Raw genomic sequence first — 15,831 nt, forward strand, 5'->3', positions numbered from 1 at the left:
ACGGAATCACGCAGCCTGCGGACGATTCGCCTTAGCGGTCCCCGGGAGCGATCCCGCCGAAGACCCAGCCGACCGCGGATCCAAAACCGAGGTCCAGCAGGCTGACGATGACCATCATGATGGCCACGAACACCAGCACCACGGCCGTGTAGTTGATCAGTTCCTTGCGGGTTGGTGCAACAACCTTCTTCAGTTCGCCGATGACCTGGCGGACGAAAAGTGCAATGCGAGCGAAGAAGTTTGCCTTGGCGTCCTTCTTAGCTGGGCGGCCCTGGGAGCTGCTGGCAGCTGTTTCGGTCACCTGGTCCTCGCTCGTCTTTGCAATGTTGGAATACCCGGTCCTGATCAGAACCATGGTTGCTGCGCTTGCTCCGGCATACCGCCGGAACAGCTTGCGCAGGGCAGACAGGACTCGAACCTGCAACCTGCGGTTTTGGAGACCGCTGCGCTACCAATTGCGCCACTACCCTATGGATCAAAAACCGCATCTGACGAAACCTCCGCAGTTTGCACTGGGGCGCACGTCATCATCCGTGTTTTCAACACCGGAGAACCAGTCTACGCGAACAACTTCGTGTTCGTCGAACCAGCCTCTTCCGGACCCTTCGCTCCGCTGGAATTGGCGATCTGACCTGCAGTCATAAAACCAATCCGGCAACCCGAACGATCCGGTGAACAGCATAGAGTAGATCACGTCGAATTCCATCATTCAGCCTTCGGGCTGCAAGCGAAGAACGGACCCGCCCATGTCTGCCGCCCGCGTTTCCCAGCGCATTTCCGCCATTGCCGAATCCGCAACCCTGGCCGTTGATGCCAAGGCCAAGGCGCTGAAGGCAGCCGGCCGGCCGGTCATTGGCTTCGGCGCGGGTGAACCGGATTTCCCCACTCCGGACTACATCGTGAAAGCGTCCATCGAGGCCGCAGGCCAGCCCAAGTATCACCGCTACTCCCCCGCCGGAGGCCTCCCCGAGCTGAAGAAGGCCATCGCGGAGAAGACCCTCCGCGATTCGGGCTACACCGTGGACGCGTCCCAGGTACTGGTGACCAACGGCGGCAAACAGGCCGTGTACAACACCTTCGCCACGCTGGTGGATCCGGGCGACGAAGTGATTGTCCCCACGCCGTTCTGGACCACGTACCCGGAGGCCATCAGGCTCGCGGGCGGTGTCCCCGTTGAGGTCTTCGCCGGCCCGGAAAAGGATTACCTGGTCACCGTCGACCAGCTCGAGGCAGCTGTCACTGACCGGACCAAGATCCTGCTGTTCGTTTCGCCGTCCAACCCCACCGGCTCCGTCTACTCCCCCGAACAGGTTGCCGAGATCGGCAAGTGGGCCGCCGCCAAGGGCCTGTGGGTGGTCACCGACGAGATCTATGAGCACCTGACCTACGACGGCGTCCCGTTCACCTCCATCGCCACCGCTGCCCCTGAGCTGGGCGACAAAGTGGTGATCCTCAACGGCGTGGCCAAGACTTATGCCATGACCGGCTGGCGGGTGGGCTGGATGATCGGTCCGGCCGACGTCATCAAGGCGGCCACCAACCTGCAGTCCCACGCGACCTCCAACGTCTCCAACATCATGCAGATCGCAGCCCTCGCCGCGGTCTCCGGCCCGCTCACCGCCGTCGACGAAATGAAGGTCGCCTTTGACCGCCGGCGCAAGGCCATCGTCGCCGGACTGAACGCCATCGAGGGCGTCGAATGCCCGACGCCGAAGGGCGCCTTCTACGTCTACGCGGACGTCCGCGGGCTGCTGGGGAAGGAATTTCCGACGGCGGCAGGCACCGCCACGCCGTCGACCTCCGCTGAACTGGCGGCCCTGATCCTGGACGAGGTTGAGGTGGCAGTGGTGCCGGGCGAGGCGTTCGGCCCCTCCGGGTACCTGCGCCTCTCCTACGCCCTGGGCGACGACGACCTGGCCACCGGAGTGGCCCGGCTCCAGGACTTCCTGGGCAAGGCCAAGTAGGCACGCTCTCTCACTTCCTGCAAGAAAAACCCAAACGCTCTATCACTTTCTTTAGGAGAGGGAGAGAGCGTTTGCGTTTAAGCGACAGGAAGTGAGAGAGCGTGTGCCAAAAAGCCGCAGGAAGTGAGAGAGCGTCCTGGTGGGCTAGAGGAGGCGGCGTTCGGCGGCCCATTTAGTGAGCTCGTGCCGGCTGGAGAGCTGGAGTTTTCGCAGTACCGCAGATACATGTGTTTCCACGGTCTTGATGCTGATGAACAGCTCCTTGGCCACTTCCTTGTAGCTGTAGCCGCGGGCGATCAGGCGCATGACTTCCAACTCGCGGGCGGACAGCCGGTCCAGCTCGTCGTCGGCGATGTCCGCCGGCGCGGTCCCGAAAGCATCCAGCACGAAGCCTGCCAGTCGAGGTGAGAAGACGGCGTCCCCGCCCGCCACCCGGAACACTGCATCGGTGATTTCGGCTCCGGAGATGGTCTTGGTGACATACCCCCGTGCCCCTGCACGGATGACCGCCACGACGTCCTCGGCAGCGTCCGAGACGCTCAGGGCCAGGAACTTGGTGGTGCCCAGGAGGGCGGCGGAGCCGGCAATGACTTCACGTCCCCCGCCGCCGAGGCCGCCCGGCAGGTGAACGTCCAGCAGCACCACCTCCGGGCGCTCCTGGGCAATCACGGCAATGGCCTGCTCCACCGTCGCGGCTTCGCCCACCACCTGGATGCTGGCGTCAAGGTCGGCTTTGAGTCCCGAGCGGAAAATGGCGTGGTCGTCCACTATCACCACCCGCACGGACTGTGCGGGCCGGATGGGTCCGGTCCCCTGTGCGTTGTTCATGATTTCCCTTCCGCGTTGTCCGGTTGGAGCCCCGGCAGGCCCAGCCGCACCTCGGTGCCGTCAGAGGTGCTGGTGATGGAGGCTGTCCCGCCGTGGCGCTTCATGCGTCCGATGATCGATTCCCGCACCCCCAGCCTGTCCTCGGGCACATCGTTGAGTTCGAAGCCGGGTCCGCGGTCCTTGATGAAGACCTCCGCGCGGCCGTCGGAGACCTCCAGATACACGGAAACGGCACCGCCGCCGTGCCTGGAGGCATTCAGCATCGCCTCCCGGCTGGCCTGGACCAGGGCCTCGTGGGCTTCGGTCATCGCCGTGTCCCCCACACTCACCACGTCCACGGCATTGCCGAGGAAATCCTCGACCTCGGCCGCCGTTGCCTTGATCCGGTCAGAAAGCTGCCCGGCGTCCCGGCCGGGGTCCTGGAACAGCCAGCCCCGGAGTTCACGTTCCTGGGCGCGGGCGAGGCGGATCACGTCGTGTTCGTTGCCGGCACGGCGCTGGATCAGGGCCAGGGTCTGCAGCACGGAGTCGTGCAGGTGGGCAGCGATCTCGGCCCGTTCCGTTTCGCGGACCCTGCCGGCGCGCTCCGATTCCAGGTCGCGCCAGAATTTGAGTGCCCAGGGAAGCAGCACCAGCACCACGCCGCCCAGCACCGCTACCGAAGCAAGCAGCGCCAGCCAGGTCTGTTCCCAGGATCCCGAACCGGACACCATCACCAGCACGCCGGCGACCACCAGGGCCAGTCCCGCGGCCAGGCGGGCCCAGCCCCCGGCCTGGTCGGCCTTGGTTTTGTCCACCAGCCCCGCGCGGCGGGTCTCGTCGAGCTGCATCCAGGCGATGGCAGCGCCGCCCAGCACGGCGGCGGCAGGAATGAGGGTGCCCAGGGGCACATCGACGCCCAGCAGCTCCGCGATCAGGATCCCCGCCACCAGGAGGAGCCCCGCTCCCAGCAGGATCTCCTTGCCGTAGCGCATGCTGCGGACGCGGAACCACGGCGGGCGCACCGGCGCGCCGTAGCCGGCAGCGGGCGCACCGTAGCCGGCAGCGGGCGCACCGTAGCCGGCAGCAGGGGCGGAAGCACCGCCGTCGGGAGTTCCCAGCGGTTGAGTGCCAGCGGCCTGGGCTGACGGCGGCACGCCTGCTGGGCGCGGCGACCCTGCACCGAATGCGGGGTCGAGGCTTACGGTCGGGGCAATGGGTGACGCCGGACGCCTGGCGTTGCGCCGGGCGCTTTCGTCAGCAGTGGGGACCATGATCCACAGCCAGGCGTAGAAGGCCAGCCCGGCACCGCCCGCCAGCGTCGCGAACGCCATGCCGATCCTGACGTTCTTCACCGGCCAGCCCAGGTGCGCCGCGAGGCCGGAGCACACGCCCGCGATGATGCGGTCGCTGCTGCGGACCAGCGGTGGGCGGGTAAGGGCTGTGCTCATGTGTCAATCCAAACACGGATCAGGGTTTCCCGGACCTGATTCCGGCCCGAACCGGGGGTATCTCAGGGGCCGTTCAGGGTGTTCCCCAGTAGAGCGGGACAACGCCGGACGGCAGGATCGAAGTATGAACTCGCAGAACCCCACCCCCGATGAGGAACACCCCACCGAACCACTCCCGCCCCGCGGAACAGAACACCCCACCGAACCACTCCCGCCCCGCGGAACAGAACAACCCACCGAACCGCTGACGCCCCAACCCGCCGCTTCCCAGGACACGCCGCCTTCCCCGCCGCAGGACGCAGGAGACCAGCCTCCTTTCGGCGAGCAGCCCGGACCGTATGCCGGCTCCTACGCCGGGCCCTCGTCGGGCCCGTACGTTGGCGCCAAAGCGCCTGGCCAGTCCACTGATTTCTTTCCCTGGATCCGGAGCCACGGCATCCAGCGCGGACGGGACCGCTGGATCGGTGGCGTCTCCAGCGGCATCGCGCAGCGGATGGGCATCGATCCGCTGATTGTCCGGGGCATCTTCATCGTGCTCACGCTTTTCGCCGGAATCGGCGTCCTCCTTTACGGCCTGGCCTGGGCATTCCTGCCCGAGCCTGACGGTCGCATCCATGTCCAGGAAGCCGGCGCAGGCCGGTGGTCCACGGGCATGACCGGCGCGCTCATCACCACCGTGGTCGGCCTCACCGGGCTCGGCGGCGGCTTCTGGGGCTGGAGCCGCAACGGCTTCGGCGGATTCCTCTGGACCGTCTTCTGGGTGGGCGGCGCCATCTACCTCATCTACTACCTGACCCAACGCAACAGGGCCCGGAACGGAGCTCCCATGAACGCCACCGCGCATCCCGCCGGCGCCGGCGGAAACGCCGCCTTCGCGGCCGCTTACCCCACCTCCCCCTACACCTCGCCGTACTCGACGACGGGCACCGGCTCCGCGGGGAACCCTCCCTACACTCCGACACCCCCCTCGGGTCCAACCCCGCCCTACGGCGGCGGCAACTTCCCGGGCGGAGGCAACTATGGAGGCGGCAGCTATGGCGGCGGTTACCAGCCGCCGCAGGGCCCGGCTCTCCCGCCCAAGGTCCGCCCCGGCGGCCCCGGAACCCCTGCCGTGGCAATCACCGCCGGAACGGCTCTGCTTGTGGGCGGCGGGCTCAAGGCCCTCGACGCCGGCAACGTCATCAACCTCGGCGACTCCGCGAACGCCATCGTCTGGGCAAGCGCCGCAGCCGTATTGGGCCTGGGCATCCTTGTTGCCGGCCTGCGCGGCAGGACTTCCGGGATCCTCGGCTTCTTTGCCGTGGTGGCCCTGGTCATCGGCGGCATCTTCAGCCTGGTGGGCGACGGCGACAGGGTCCGCTTTACGCACGTGGGCTGGACGCCCGCCAGTATTGAGCAGGCCAGGGACGGATTCGACGTTACGGCCGGCCGCGGGACTGTTGACCTCACCGAACTGGGCGTGACTGCCCCGCTGGCTTCCGACGTCGAGATTCCCCTGGACATCACAGCCAGCAACGTGACAGTGATCATCCCTGACAACGTCCCGGTAGACATCAAGGCCGACATGACCATGGGCAACATCCACGAAGGCGCCAACCACCGCAGCGGGGTCTCCACCCGGGAAAGCAGCTACAACACCGACCTGCCCGGCGCCCGCCTGGTGGTCGAGATTGACGGCACCTTCAGCAACGTCACCATCCAGGAAGGAAACTGACATGAGCAACGTTGATCCGGCACCGGATTCATACACCAAGGAAACGCCGACGGCGGAGTCCAACGGGAGCACAGAACCCACCGGCCCCGCACCCACCCGGGTGGGTACCGTCGTCTGGGGCCTCGTGGTCCTGGCCCTCGCCGTCCTGGTCATCATCGCCCAACTGGGCGTCGTGACCCTGAACGGTACTTACGTACTGATCGGCCTCATGCTGGGGGCCGGGGCCGCGCTGGTGGTTGGCGGCCTGGTCTCGGCGAAGAAACGTGACAACGGACCCATAACAGGGAAGTCTTGAACCATGGACAAGTTTTTCAGCATCGTCAGGGGCCTCGGCCTGAAACGCGGCCCGGAGCGCTGGCTGGGCGGCGTGTGCGGAGGGATCGCGGCCAAGCTCAACGTGGATGTGGCCTTCGTGCGGATCGCCTTCCTCGTTTTCTGCCTCCTCCCCGGACCCGCAGTGGTCTTCTATGTGGCAGCCTGGCTGATACTTCCGGACCAGCGGAACTCCATCCCGCTGCAGTCCTTCCTTGACCGACGGTCCATCAACGGATCCTGACCCCAGCAACCAGGCAACCAGGCCCCCGCCCCGCGGCGTACTCCCCCAGGGAACTCCGCGGACGGGGGCCTTTCCGTTGCCGCCTGACCCTGCGTCTTTCCTATCCTGTGTCCACCGGCCGGTGGACACAGGATTCAACCGCTTGGGCCTCTCGGCAGGGTGCCGCCGACTGCCACGCTGGAAGCATGAACTCTTCACCCAGCCCGGAGCGGCCGGCCCCTGACGCCATCACCGTCCGCGGGCTCAACAAGTCCTACCGGCTCCCCAAGGGCGGCACCCTCACCGCCGTGGACCACCTCGACCTCACCATCCGCGCCGGCGAAACCTATGCCCTTCTGGGTCCGAACGGGGCGGGCAAGTCCACCACCATCGAGATGCTTGAAGGACACCGGAAACCGGACAGCGGCGACGTGCGGGTCCTGGAAACCCGGCCCTGGAAGGCCCACCCGTCCTTCCGCGCCAGAATCGGGATTGTCCTCCAGGAGGCCACGGACTCGGGAGAACTTCGGGTTTCGGAGGCACTGCGGTCACTCGCGTCCTGCTTTCCCGCACCCCGGCAGGTGGACGACGTCATTGACGCTGTGGGGCTCGGCGGCAAGGGCGGGGTCCGCATCTCCACACTGTCCGGCGGCCAGCGGCGCCGCCTTGATGTGGCGCTGGGGATCATCGGCAACCCGGAAGTCCTGTTCCTGGATGAACCCACCACCGGGTTCGATCCCGAGGCCCGGCGGCAGTTCTGGGACCTCATCCGCCAGCTGAGCCATGGCGGCACCACCATAGTGCTCACCACGCACTACCTCGACGAGGCCGAGCAACTGGCGGACCGCATCGGCGTGATTAACCACGGCCGGCTGATCGCCGAGGGCACCCCGCAGGACATCGGCGGCCCTGGCCTCCGCGTGCCGCGCGTCCGGTGGCGGGATGCGTCCGGCCTCCGCGAAGTGGTCACCGGGCAGCCGGCCGCCCTGGTCAATTCACTGTCCGACGGCGGCGCAACCGAGCCGGCGGAGCTCGCCGTCGTGCGTCCCAGCCTGGAGGACATCTACCTCCACCTCATCGGCACCGCCGATGAGCAGCGTCCGGACCATCCCGAACCGTCGGCAGACCCGGCGGCACAGCCGGACCAGGCAACACCCTCCACGACAGGAGCCCACCGATGAGCCCCGCACTGCCCGCATCCGCCGCCGCCGAAACAGGCCGGCCGGCCTGGCGTCCATCAGTCCTGCGCCTGGGGCTTGGCCGGATCCTGCTGGAGATCAAGTTATTTAACCGGGATGTGCTGTCACTGGGCCTCGTGCTGTTTTTCCCGATCCTGATGATGTCGCTGTTCGGTACCGTCTTCGGGGATGAGCCAGTGTTCGGCGCGGATCCTAACGGGCAGGGCGGCATCACCCCGGCCCACTACTACCTTCCCGGCATGCTCGCGCTGAGCACCATCCTCAGCGGCTTCCAGAACCTCAGCAGCTACGTTGCAACCGAGCGCTTCAACGGCACGGTAAAACGGCTGGCCGGAACACCGTTGCCAGCGGCCTCGTACTTCATCGGGAAAACAGGGCAGACGCTCTACCTGATCGTGGCGCAGACCGCCTTCCTGCTGCTGGCTGCCACCCTCCTGTTTGACGTGCCGCTCCCCCGCGAAGCCGGACAGTGGGCGCTGATGGCCCTTTTGATGGTCCTGGCCACGGCCGCGTGGGCCACCGTGGCCATAGCCTTCACGGCCCTGCCCAAGTCCGCACAGAGCGCCTCGACGCTCGCGGTGCTGCCCGTGCTGCTACTGTCCTTCACGTCCGGAGTGTATTTCCCGTTTTCCCAGCTTCCGGACTGGCTGCAGTCCGTCAGCAATTTCTTCCCCCTGCGCTGGACGGCGAGCGCCTTCCGGTCTGTCTTCCTGCCCGGCAGCTTTGAGGCCGTGGAGCCGGGCGGCACGTACAACCTGCCGCTTACGTTCCTGGTGCTGGGCATCTGGGTGGTGGCCGGCGCTGTCGTGGCCCGGCTGGCGTTCAAGTGGCCGCCACAGAAGTAGCCGGGCCGGTGGGGGCGGGCGTGTCGTCCACCTTGGTTGCCTGCCTCCACGCCGATAGTGTGCACCCATGAGCTATATCAGCGGACGGACCGAGCGGCTGCTGCCCGCGCGCTCGGTGTGGACCACCTCCATGGTCTGGTGGCATGCCGGTTTCTACGCGGCGCTGGCCAGCGTGTCCTACTTCGCGCTCTTCGGCAATGAACGGGAGCCCGGGACCCCGCTGGTGGTTGGGGCGCTGCTGCTCCTCGGGACCGCCTACCCGTTCCTCACCCGCACCAGGGATCTCCGTACGCCACGTCCCACCATTTATGTGGCGCTGCTAGTGGCGGTGGTGGTGTTCCTCTCGTTTGTGTACGACGGCGCGGGCGTCCTGCTGTTTGTGGCCTTCCCGCAGGTCTGGATGTTTACGGCCTCTCAGCGCCAGGGTGTGGCTGCCACTGCACTGCTCTGCGTGGGCGTCGCTGTTGGCCAAGTGAACCGCTGGGGGCTGAACGGCCTGGAGGTGTACGGCATCACGGCACAGCTGGTGACGTCGTTCGTGGCCAGCTGCATGATCGGCCTGTGGATCTCCAAAGTCATCCAGCAAAGCGAACAGCGGGCCGAACTGCTGGCCGAACTTGACGCAACGCGCCATGAGCTCGATGTGGCCGAGCAGGCGCGCGGCGCACTCGCCGAGCGGGAGCGGATGGCCCGGGAAATCCACGACACCCTGGCACAGGGCTTCACGTCCATCGCCATGTTGTCCGAAGCGGCGCAGGCCCAGCTCAGGACACAGCCACAGGATCCCGCGGGTCTGCTGCGGAGCCTTTCGGCCATCTCCCAGACCGCGCGGGAAAGCCTGGCGGAAGCCCGGGCCCTGGTGGCGTCGGGCGTCCCGTCCCACGTCCAGGGCGGAGACCTGCTGGCGGCACTGCAGCGGCTTCCTGATTCCCTGCACCTGGACAGCATGCAGCTGAAGATCGCGTTGCCGGACAGCCTGCCGGCGCTTCAGTCCACGCAGCAGGTGGCCCTGCTCCGGACGGCGCAGGAAGCCCTGAACAACGTCCGGAGGCATTCCCGGGCCACAACCGCGGAGCTGCTGGTGGACGTCCCGGCGGGAGAGCCGCCGCTGCTGCGGCTGACCGTGACGGACAACGGACAGGGCTTTGACACCTCCGCCAACCACCAGGGGTTTGGCCTGAAGTCGATGGCTGCCCGCCTGGAGGAAATAGGCGGACGGCTCGAAGTCACTTCATCCTCCGGCGGCACCCGGCTGGTGGCTGTCGTCCCGACGGCGGGACCAGCCGTCCGCGCGGATGGAACCGAACGTGCCGACGCGGCAGCACCGGAGTCCGGGGATGCGGACCATCGCTTGGAAACCCCCACGCCCGGAGCCAGGGCGTGACCGCCTCGGGAACGGTCACCGTGGTCCTGGCCGATGACCACCCTGTGGTCCGGAGCGGCCTTGCCGCGCTGCTGGACACCGCTGCCGGCATTGACGTGGTGGCTGACGCCGCCAACGGCCAGGAAGCCGTGGACGCCGTCAGCCGCCTGCGGCCGGACGTTGTGCTGATGGACCTGCGGATGCCGGTCCTGGACGGCGCCGGCGCCACGGAACAGATCCGGGACCGGTTCCCCGGCACCAAGGTACTGGTCCTCACTACTTACGACGACGACTCCGACATCATGCGCGCAGTGGAGTCGGGCGCGGTGGGCTACCTCCTGAAGGACACTCCCGGGGAGCGGATCATTGACGCCGTGCGCGCTGCTGCCCGTGGTGAGACCGTGCTGGCGCCGCCGGTTGCGGCACGGCTGGTCTCCCGGATGCGGTCCCCGGAACCGCCCCGGCTGACGGCCAGGGAGGTGGAGGTCCTCCGTTGCGTTGCCCAGGGACTGAGCAACCCCGAGGTGGCCGCGCGCCTGCACATCGCCGAAGCGACCGTCAAAACCCACCTGCTGAGGGTCTTCAACAAACTGGATGTGGATGACAGGACCCGGGCTGTGGTCCTCGCCATGGAGCGTGGCCTTTTGTAACCGGTTTGTGTCGTACCCCACACCGAGCACTAGAATCTAGGGTGAGCTCAGCGTGGCGCTCTGCCTGTAAACCTTCACACCAGGATTTGAGCCGAGACATGAAAATTGGAATTCTTACCAGCGGTGGCGACTGCCCCGGACTGAACGCCGTTATCCGCGGAGCCGTCCTTAAAGGCATTGCCATCCACGGCCACGAATTCGTGGGGTTCCTGGACGGCTGGCGCGGCGTCGTTGAAGGCGACATCATCGATATCCCCCGCACCATGGTCCGCGGCATCGCCAAGCAGGGTGGCACCATCCTGGGGACTTCCCGCACCAACCCGTTCGAGAACGGCGGCGGCCCGGAGGTCATCAAGGCCCACATGGACCGCATGGGCATCGATGCGATCATCGCCATCGGCGGTGAGGGAACACTCGCTGCGGCCAAGCGCCTCACCGACGCCGGGCTGAAGATCGTGGGTGTCCCCAAGACCGTGGACAATGACCTCGACGCCACCGACTACACCTTCGGATTTGATACGGCCGTGCAGATCGCCACCGAGGCCATCGACCGGCTGCGTACCACCGGCGAGTCCCATCACCGCTGCATGATCGCCGAAGTGATGGGCCGCCATGTGGGGTGGATCGCCCTCCACGCCGGAATGGCCGCCGGTGCGCATGCCATCCTGATCCCGGAGCAGAAGGTCAGCATCGAACAGATCACCGAATGGGTGCAGGAGGCCCACGACCGTGGCCGTGCGCCCCTGGTGGTGGTTGCGGAAGGCTTTGTGCCTGAACATATGGAAACTCCCCACTCCGAGCGTGGCCTGGACACCTTCGGCCGGCCCCGGCTGGGCGGCATCGCGGACCAGCTCGCCCCCGAACTTGAAGCCCGCACGGGCATCGAAACCCGCGCCACCATCCTGGGCCACATCCAGCGCGGCGGCGTCCCGTCCGCCTTCGACCGCGTCCTGGCCACCCGGCTGGGCATGGCCGCCATCGATTCCGTGGTGGAAGGCTACTGGGGCGGCATGGTGGCGCTCAAGGGCACCGACATCGAGCACGTGGCCTTCTCGGAGGCCCTGGGCCAGTTGAAGACCGTTCCGCAGAACCGCTACGACGAGGCCGCCGTCCTGTTCGGCTAGGCCTCAATCAGCACAGGATCCGCGCGAACGTACAGTTGTGGCCCCACTTCGAAGGGCCACAACTGTACGTTCGCGCTTCCCTGTGCTGGGTAGGCTGGGGATATGACTCTTGACCCCGGTTCCGCCGCCATCATACAGCTCGCATGGGCAAGGCGCCTGGGGCTCGACGACGATGCGTTCGCGGGGGCGGTTGCTTCCGGCGAGCGGCTGGTCAGGGCTGACGATTCAGTGCAGACGGTGGAATTTGTCCGGCTTTTCGGCAGCTCGGCCCTGGTTGGCCCGCAGTGGGTGATCGACGCTGCTGCCGGAATCCCGGACCAGGAGATGGCCCAGCACGTCACCCTGCTGACCCTGACCCGCGACCATGGAGGACACGGTCTGGGGGCGGCGGCACTGTTCTTCGCCGACGACCTGCCCCTGAAGCATCCGTCCGAGGACCTGACGGTGTCCCACGGCAACCCCGAGGCGATCGAACTGGAAGCGCTGTGCCCCCCGGACGACGTCAACGAGGTGGGGCTCTCGGACCTGGAAAACCGGTACACCATCGTGCACGAGGTGGACGGCCGGCGGGTCCCGGTAGCCTGCGGGGCGTACACCGAGTGGGAAGGCCTGCTGGGCCACCTCGGTGTGCTGGTGGATCCTGCGTGGCGGCGGCGCGGGCTTGGCTCGTTGGCTGCCTCCATCGCCGCCCACGAGGCACTCGCGGCAGGACTCACCGTCCAGTGGCGTGCCGAAGTCAGCAACACCGGATCCGTGGCTTTGGCCCGGAAGCTCGGGCTGTCCACCGGAGGAATCCAGACCAGCGTGCACCTGCGCTGACCCCCCGGGCCAGGCCTCGCCCGGTCCGGCCCGGCGGCACGTAGCGCGCCGCCGTCGGCCCAGTGCCGCGGTCGGGCTCAGTGGAGCAGGATCAGTTCCCCAGCAGGTGAAGGATCTCCGTGCGGGCGAACATCTGCGCCGCAGCCCGGGCCGACGGCGTGCCGGCGTCGGGGTCGGCACCGGCGTCCAGCAGCACGCGGGCAACGTCCGTGTAGCCCTTGAACGCCGCTCCGGCCAGCGGCGTCTGGCCCCGGTCGTTGGCAGTGTCAGCCTCGGCACCGTGCTCCAGAATAAGCTTCACCGTCTCCGCGTGGCCGTGGTATGCGGCAAGCATCAGCAACGAATCCCCGGCAGCGTTGGTCATGGTGGCAGGAGCCCCGGCGCCGAGGTAGCCGCGCAGAAGCCCGGTGTCACCTTCCCTGGCGGCCTGGAACAGCTTGTGGGCCAGCGCCACGGTTTCATCGTCAGGCGCTGGTGAGCCGGATGCTGCCGGGCCGGGTGCGGTGTTTTCTGTCATCAGCGGGTCCCCCTCAGGAATCCTGTCGGGCGCCCCACTACCTGGCCGGCGTCGGGGGCGACAATCACTTCCTGGGCGGCCGGGTAAGGTTCCTCGCCGTCCAGCACAGTCAGTATTTCATCAGGTGCAACGGAGCGCTTAATGACGGCCAGCGCCACCGGGCCCATTTCGTAGTGCTGTGCCACGGAGGTTACCGTGCCGATCTTCCGCTCGCCGAGGAGGACCTGGCTGCCCGGTGCCGGCATGGTGTGCTGGGATCCGTCCAGCTGGAGGAAAACCAGGCGCCGCGGTGGATGGCCCAGGTTGTGCACCCTGGCAATGGTCTCCTGGCCCTTGTAGCAGCCTTTGGACAGGTGCACCGCAGTGCGAAGGAGGTCCAGTTCGTGCGGAATGGTCTTGTCGTCGGTTTCGGCGCCCAGCCGGGGACGCCAGGCAGCAACGCGGAGGGCTTCGGCTGCCAGCACACCGGCGAGCGGCCGGTCCTTCACCGTCTGTTCCAGTTCGGCGGCCGGTACCAGGTACTCGAACCATGGCCGTTCCAGCCCGGGGTGCCCATCTTCGGGAACCACTGCGTAGGAGTAGCCGCCGGCGCCGACATGGGGCCAAGGATCCTGCCAGGCCAGCAGGCCGGACCATTCCGGTACTTCCTTGGTGGACCCGAGCACTGCCCATTCTGAGGAGACGTCGTTGATTTCGACCCTCAGCATGAACTTCATCCTGTTTAGCCATTCAGCCAGCGGACCGGCCTCGGCGGCCTCCACGATGAGCCAGGTGGTCCCGCCGTCGTCCACCACCCGGGCGTCAAACTCGATCCGGCCCTGGATGCTCAGCAGGAGCAGTTCGCTTGATTCCCGCGGCTGCAGGCCGGTGACCTGCTGGGACGACAAGGTGTTCAGCCACGTCAGCCGGTCCGGGCCACTGACGGTCACCACGCCGCGGTGGGAGAGGTCGACGACGGCGGTGCCGGCCGCGAGGGCGCGCTGCTCACGCAGGGGCTCACCGTAGTGGGCTGCGACGCCGGCGTCCGCGCCGGCGCCCTCGACGGCACCAGGGCGCGACAGCAGTGGGCTGGGAGTAGTCATACTGGGGCAACGTCCTTTGGTCGGTGTGTATTCCGGTCCCGACAGTCCGGATGATGCGGGTGCTGACACCGTGTTTTTCAGGAAACCTTTTTCAGGAAGGCGGAGGCATGGGCCTCAAGACCCTTGCCTGGCTGCGTCGTGCCGCCAGTGGCGACGTCCCAACGCCAGAGCAGGTTGCCGTCCACGAGTCCGAAGATCCGGGTGGCCGCGCTGTAGTCCTTGGAATGGCTGCCGCGCATCACCATGTCCGTGGTGAGTTGGATCTGCGGTCCCTTGATCTGCCCGTAGTAAAGCTCGGAGATACCGCCAGGGTGCGCGATGGAAACGGAGATGTCGAACCCGCCATCCTTGTTGCGCAGGGCCTCCACCTCGTCAGCGCTCTTGAGGGCCGGAACTATGTCCGCCGGAACGAGGCCCGGGCCGCCGTCGGCATCGAGCTGTTTACGCTCCAGCGCCCAAAAGCCGGTCTCAACGGTCAGCGGCCGCAGGCGCGTGCCGTCGTCGGCCGTCAGCCAGCTCTCCGCGCGGTATTGCAGGTACGGCAGCCCGTTGTGCGTGAAGGACACGTGCTGGAAGAAGTGCTCCGAGTCCTCGTCGCCGCTGCCGAGCCGGCCGCTGCCTTCCCACTCACCAATGAGCCAGGAAAGCGGAACGAGTTCGGGGGTCAGATCTGTCGGAATCTCTATCGGCACAGCAATTACCTCGGGAAACGGCTAGCTAGGCGGAAAGTCTACTTCTGGCCCTTGAAGAGCCGGTAGACGACAAATCCTGCGAACCAGGCCATCGCGAGGCTGGCGATGCCGAGCAGGACAAGGAAGAAGATTTCAAATGCAAGTACGGACATGATGCCATCCTAACGCTTAGTAGATGAGTAGTTTGTCTATGAAGTACGCCAGCGAACCCACTGCTGAGACGGGTGCAAGACCCATACTAAGAGCCGCCGGAAGATTTAGTGGAGCGCCCCGGAGTGTGACGAGCCGGCGGAAGCTGACCAGCACGGCCCCCACCACTACGCCGAAAATTGCGGCCGGCAAGACGGCGATGTCAGAAAAGACCAGGCCCGCAAGCGGTCCGGCAAGCCCTGCCATGACAATGCCGAGCGGCGCCACGATGCTGTCAGGCCAGCGGATGAGTCCTGCCAGCAGGGCCACCGCAGCGCTGATGGCGGCGACCAGCATCATTTCCCTGACGCCGTTGAAACGGGCCCCGGCAATCCAGCCCGCGCCCAGGCAGGACAGCAGCACGCCGGAGCAACACCCCAGCGTCGATTCGAGCCGCTGGGCCTGGCCGGTGCCGCGGATGAGCTGCACCACAAACACCGCCATCATGCCCAGCGCCATGAATGCCGGCGTCCAGTTCAGGAAGCCCGGGGCCGGGACCAGTCCGGCCGCAAGCGCCGATCCGACACCGGGCAGTGCAATGACAGCCGCCAGGGTCTTCTTCGCCGGAATGCGGAGGAAGTGGGGCCAGCCGATGCCCACCGCCAGCGCCACGGCCACGGCGACGGCGATCAAAGCCTCCGGGGACGTGTACACGCCGGCAATGATGGCAACCAGTCCGGCCACCCCGAAGGCGCCGATGGTCCACGAGGCCAGTGACCGGGCAGGGGCCTGCAGATCCGCGCTCATGCGGGACCTGGCCCTGACGTGCGCGGCTTCAACTCTGCACCCAATTCGCGGCATCCCATTCTGGCTGGTGACCGGAAGGCGGTTCAGCCCCCGGCAGGGCACAGTGCCCTGTGGTTCAATCCTGCCCTATATG

The 15,831-nt window shown here is 66.8% G+C and carries 17 protein-coding genes and 1 tRNA gene; 10 read left to right on the forward strand and 8 right to left on the reverse strand.

From position 1 onward, the window contains the following. Positions 1 to 31: 31 nt before the first annotated feature. Positions 32 to 355, reverse strand: coding sequence for a preprotein translocase subunit SecE (secE, locus tag AU175_RS19095; protein ID WP_066293321.1), 324 nt, complete (start codon positions 353 to 355; stop codon positions 32 to 34). Between the two features lie 42 nt (positions 356 to 397). After that, a tRNA-Trp gene (locus AU175_RS19100) sits at positions 398 to 470 on the reverse strand. Between the two features lie 276 nt (positions 471 to 746). Between AU175_RS19100 and AU175_RS19110 the strand changes: the two genes are divergently transcribed. Next, a complete protein-coding gene (locus tag AU175_RS19110; protein WP_066293324.1) occupies positions 747 to 1,964 on the forward strand; it encodes a pyridoxal phosphate-dependent aminotransferase in 1,218 nt (405 codons plus the stop codon). A gap of 144 nt (positions 1,965 to 2,108) precedes the next feature. On the opposite strand, the gene AU175_RS19115 is transcribed toward AU175_RS19110, so the two are convergent. Together AU175_RS19115 and AU175_RS19120 are read right to left on the reverse strand one after the other, a co-directional pair. Next, a complete protein-coding gene (locus AU175_RS19115) occupies positions 2,109 to 2,792 on the reverse strand; it encodes a LuxR C-terminal-related transcriptional regulator (RefSeq protein ID WP_066293330.1) in 684 nt (227 codons plus the stop codon). Then, positions 2,789 to 4,222, reverse strand: coding sequence for an ATP-binding protein (locus AU175_RS19120; protein ID WP_066293332.1), 1,434 nt, complete (start codon positions 4,220 to 4,222; stop codon positions 2,789 to 2,791). The genes AU175_RS19115 and AU175_RS19120 overlap by 4 nt, the downstream gene beginning before the upstream one ends. Before the next feature lie 124 nt (positions 4,223 to 4,346). Between AU175_RS19120 and AU175_RS19125 the strand changes: the two genes are divergently transcribed. The 9 genes from AU175_RS19125 (at position 4,347) to AU175_RS19165 (ending at position 12,471) form a co-directional block, all read left to right on the forward strand. Then, complete coding sequence (locus AU175_RS19125; RefSeq protein ID WP_066293334.1) at positions 4,347 to 5,936, forward strand: PspC domain-containing protein; 1,590 nt, start codon at positions 4,347 to 4,349, stop codon at positions 5,934 to 5,936. Position 5,937: 1 nt separating this feature from the next. Then, positions 5,938 to 6,231 carry a hypothetical protein gene (locus AU175_RS19130; protein WP_066293336.1) on the forward strand — a complete coding sequence of 98 codons (294 nt, stop codon included), beginning with the start codon at positions 5,938 to 5,940 and terminating at the stop codon, positions 6,229 to 6,231. Between the two features lie 3 nt (positions 6,232 to 6,234). Next, positions 6,235 to 6,492: a PspC domain-containing protein gene (locus AU175_RS19135; protein WP_066293338.1), complete on the forward strand. Its 258-nt coding sequence runs from the start codon at positions 6,235 to 6,237 to the stop codon at positions 6,490 to 6,492. Positions 6,493 to 6,677: 185 nt separating this feature from the next. Next, a complete protein-coding gene (locus AU175_RS19140) occupies positions 6,678 to 7,652 on the forward strand; it encodes an ABC transporter ATP-binding protein (protein WP_066293339.1) in 975 nt (324 codons plus the stop codon). Next, positions 7,649 to 8,515, forward strand: coding sequence for an ABC transporter permease (locus AU175_RS19145; protein WP_066293342.1), 867 nt, complete (start codon positions 7,649 to 7,651; stop codon positions 8,513 to 8,515). Before AU175_RS19140 ends, AU175_RS19145 begins: the two co-directional genes overlap by 4 nt. Positions 8,516 to 8,582: 67 nt before the next feature. Next, positions 8,583 to 9,899 carry a sensor histidine kinase gene (locus AU175_RS19150; RefSeq protein ID WP_066293346.1) on the forward strand — a complete coding sequence of 439 codons (1,317 nt, stop codon included), beginning with the start codon at positions 8,583 to 8,585 and terminating at the stop codon, positions 9,897 to 9,899. Continuing rightward, entirely contained in the window at positions 9,896 to 10,528 is a 633-nt protein-coding gene (locus tag AU175_RS19155; RefSeq protein ID WP_066293353.1) for a response regulator, read from the forward strand. Before AU175_RS19150 ends, AU175_RS19155 begins: the two co-directional genes overlap by 4 nt. 98 nt (positions 10,529 to 10,626) lie before the next feature. Continuing rightward, positions 10,627 to 11,652, forward strand: a complete 1,026-nt coding sequence (locus tag AU175_RS19160; RefSeq protein WP_066293355.1) for an ATP-dependent 6-phosphofructokinase — start codon at positions 10,627 to 10,629, stop codon at positions 11,650 to 11,652. Between the two features lie 102 nt (positions 11,653 to 11,754). After that, positions 11,755 to 12,471, forward strand: coding sequence for a GNAT family N-acetyltransferase (locus tag AU175_RS19165; RefSeq protein ID WP_066293357.1), 717 nt, complete (start codon positions 11,755 to 11,757; stop codon positions 12,469 to 12,471). 91 nt (positions 12,472 to 12,562) lie between these two features. Here the strand turns inward: AU175_RS19165 and AU175_RS19170 are convergent, their stop codons facing one another. The 4 genes from AU175_RS19170 to AU175_RS19185 all read right to left on the reverse strand — a co-directional run bounded on the left by AU175_RS19170 (position 12,563) and on the right by AU175_RS19185 (position 15,698). After that, positions 12,563 to 12,988 carry an ankyrin repeat domain-containing protein gene (locus tag AU175_RS19170; RefSeq protein ID WP_066293365.1) on the reverse strand — a complete coding sequence of 142 codons (426 nt, stop codon included), beginning with the start codon at positions 12,986 to 12,988 and terminating at the stop codon, positions 12,563 to 12,565. Continuing rightward, entirely contained in the window at positions 12,988 to 14,070 is a 1,083-nt protein-coding gene (gene ygfZ / locus AU175_RS19175; RefSeq protein ID WP_066293367.1) for a CAF17-like 4Fe-4S cluster assembly/insertion protein YgfZ, read from the reverse strand. Before ygfZ ends, AU175_RS19170 begins: the two co-directional genes overlap by 1 nt. A gap of 77 nt (positions 14,071 to 14,147) precedes the next feature. Next, positions 14,148 to 14,762 (reverse strand): FABP family protein, encoded by a 615-nt coding sequence (locus tag AU175_RS19180; RefSeq protein WP_066293369.1) that lies wholly within the window; start codon positions 14,760 to 14,762, stop codon positions 14,148 to 14,150. Between the two features lie 168 nt (positions 14,763 to 14,930). After that, positions 14,931 to 15,698: a permease gene (locus tag AU175_RS19185; RefSeq protein WP_066293371.1), complete on the reverse strand. Its 768-nt coding sequence runs from the start codon at positions 15,696 to 15,698 to the stop codon at positions 14,931 to 14,933. Positions 15,699 to 15,831: the final 133 nt, after the last annotated feature.

The organism is Arthrobacter sp. B6, assembly GCF_001663775.1.
GTDB lineage: Bacteria > Actinomycetota > Actinomycetes > Actinomycetales > Micrococcaceae > Arthrobacter.